We start from the raw sequence: 2,075 nt of genomic DNA on the forward strand, positions 1-2,075 counted from the left end.
GAAATGTTGATAAATGCTCATTTTAAAACTCCTTACTATGTTAAGAAAAAATAAATAAGGACTTACAAAGTAAAAAAGGACTATAATAGCCCCAGTTTACAATACTATCCATCTATATAATTGATCGATGCCTGTTACAGCGAATCGAAGAACAAAAATGGCAACAAGAGGTGAAATATCAAGCATGCCAATAGGAGGAATAAACCTTCTGAACGGCTCTAAATACGGTTCACATATTCTCGCTAAAAACTGTCCAATCGATGATTCTCTTGCATTTGGAAACCAAGACATTAAAATATAAATAATTAATGCCCATGAATAAATACCAATTAAATTTGCTAATATTTCAAACAGAAAGCCCATTCCTATTACCACCTCGTATTATCGAATTCTTGCTCTTGCATTAATTGAGAAATCGTGCCTGAAACCTCTACATTATCAGGAGTACATAGGAAAATATCATTTCCTACTTTTTGAATATCTCCGCCAATTGCATAAACGGTTCCACTCAGGAAATCAATAATTCGTTTGGCTTGATCTCTCTCAATTCGCTGCAGATTAACAACAACGGCTCTTCTATTTTTCAGCTGATCTGCTATATCCTGTGCTTCCGCGTAAACTCGCGGTTCAACGAGGACAACTTTTGATGATTTTTGCACACTTTGCAGACTGACTACGTTTTGCTTTTGAACAGACTGCTGCTTTTGCTGAGAAGGCTGTTTAGCAGGGGCTGCTTCCTCTTCGAGCATATCCTCTTCTCTATCATCATATTCATCATCTAAAAAGAAAAATGTCTTAAATTTAGATTTAATGCTCATTTCTTCATATACCTCCTTACCTTATTGACCCACTAAAGCGGTTCCTATTCTGATCATTGTTGCGCCTTCTTCAATAGCAATTTGATAATCATTAGACATTCCCATTGATAGTTCTGTGCAAGGCGCATAACTTTCTTCTAGTGCCTGAATATCCTGCTGAAGCTCTTTCAATTTTCTAAAGCAGCTGCGCAGCAGGTCTTCATCTTCCGTGAACGGTGCCATTGTCATAAGACCAGCAACACGAATATTGGAAAATGGCTTTAATGAAGCAATAAAGGGTTTAACCTCTTCAAGCGGCAGGCCATGCTTTGACTCTTCACCCGAAACATTGACTTGAACTAAACAATCAATGATATGATCGGCTCTTTTTTGTATTTCTTCAGCCAGTGAAAGCCGGTCCAGCGAATGAATATAGGCTGCTTTATCAATGATGTTTTTTACTTTTTTTGATTGAAGTGAACCAATAAAATGCCATGTAGGCTTGTCCGCTAATACTTCCCATTTAGCCAGGAGGCCATCATCACGGTTTTCGCCTAAGTCCTTAATACCTGCATCCATTGCTTCTTGTGCCCGTTCCACAGAAACATATTTTGTCACAGCAATGATTTTAATTTCTTCGCGATTGCGTCCAGAGTGCTTGCAGGCTGTTTCTATCTTTTGCTGAATTTCCCGTAAATTGTCTTCTACTTTCATGGTATTGCTCTTACTCCTCCTTCCAGCCCATAAAACTGATCATTCTGCCTGTCTTCCCGCTATCTCTGCGGTGAGAGTAAAATAAGTCAGCATTACAGCTGGTGCAATAATTCGAAATAACAATATTCTTTTCAGCCAGTCCGCTATGAATCATGACTTGACGGTTTAATTGTTTTAAGTCTAATTGATACTGACCTTTTGAAATCTCTTTATATGCTGGTGGCAAATGATCGTTTTTCCACTGATTTGCAGCTTTGATGACCCTGTCATCTACTACATAACACTGTCCGCAAATTGATGGTCCGATGACGGCTTCTATTTCATTTGCCGGAATTCCATCGTTTTTAAATACGGTAATCATTTTTTCAGCTATTCCATGCACTGTACCTTTCCAGCCGGCGTGTGCAATCCCAATTGTTTTTGTTTTGCGATGCAGAAAGTATAATGGAACACAATCAGCATAGCATAATGTCAGAAGAATTCCTTGGTCATTTGTATAAAATCCATCTGTATGAGGAAAAGAGCTATCATATTGCATGGCTCCGAGCCCGGCATCTTTAGGTG

At 38.6% G+C, this 2,075-nt stretch carries 4 protein-coding genes; all 4 read right to left on the reverse strand.

Annotated elements, in window-relative coordinates:
- Positions 1-96 precede the first annotated feature (96 nt).
- Entirely contained in the window at positions 97-363 is a 267-nt protein-coding gene (locus OQ279_RS18730) for a YggT family protein (RefSeq protein WP_066446817.1), read from the reverse strand.
- Positions 364-368: 5 nt separating this feature from the next.
- Positions 369-818, reverse strand: a complete 450-nt coding sequence (locus OQ279_RS18735) for a cell division protein SepF (protein ID WP_066446819.1) — start codon at positions 816-818, stop codon at positions 369-371.
- A gap of 21 nt (positions 819-839) precedes the next feature.
- Positions 840-1,511 (reverse strand): YggS family pyridoxal phosphate-dependent enzyme, encoded by a 672-nt coding sequence (locus tag OQ279_RS18740; RefSeq protein ID WP_266071389.1) that lies wholly within the window; start codon positions 1,509-1,511, stop codon positions 840-842.
- A gap of 10 nt (positions 1,512-1,521) precedes the next feature.
- The coding region (gene pgeF / locus OQ279_RS18745) for a peptidoglycan editing factor PgeF (RefSeq protein WP_266071391.1) at positions 1,522-2,075 on the reverse strand (554 nt) is incomplete at its 5' end.

It is taken from the genome of Salinimicrobium profundisediminis (assembly GCF_026241755.1).
Taxonomy (GTDB): domain Bacteria; phylum Bacteroidota; class Bacteroidia; order Flavobacteriales; family Flavobacteriaceae; genus Salinimicrobium; species Salinimicrobium profundisediminis.